Raw genomic sequence first — 528 nt, forward strand, 5'->3', positions numbered from 1 at the left:
GCCGGTGCCCGTACCGCAAACCGACACAGGTAGGCGAGGAGAGAATCCTCAGGTGCTCGGGAGAACTCTCGTTAAGGAACTCGGCAAAATGGCCCCGTAACTTCGGGAGAAGGGGCGCTCCGGTAGGGTGATGAGCCCGAGGGAGCCGCAGTGAAAAGGCCCAAGCGACTGTTTAGCAAAAACACAGGTCTCTGCTAAGCCGAAAGGCGACGTATAGGGGCTGACGCCTGCCCGGTGCTGGAAGGTTAAGGGGAGAGGTAAGTGTCTTCGGATGCGAAGCTTTGAACCGAAGCCCCAGTAAACGGCGGCCGTAACTATAACGGTCCTAAGGTAGCGAAATTCCTTGTCAGGTAAGTTCTGACCCGCACGAATGGCGTAACGACTTGGGCGCTGTCTCAACGAGAGACCCGGTGAAATTGTAATACCTGTGAAGATGCAGGTTACCCGCGGCAAGACGGAAAGACCCCGTGGAGCTTGACTGCAGCTTGATATGGGAGATGGGTACATCATGTACAGGATAGGTGGGAG

General features: G+C 56.1%; 1 rRNA gene. It reads left to right on the forward strand.

The features are described from left to right. Nucleotides 1-528 (forward strand): 23S ribosomal RNA (locus tag EFBL_RS20095); the annotation flags it as partial.

The sequence above is a fragment of the Effusibacillus lacus genome, from assembly GCF_002335525.1.
Lineage (GTDB): Bacteria > Bacillota > Bacilli > Tumebacillales > Effusibacillaceae > Effusibacillus > Effusibacillus lacus.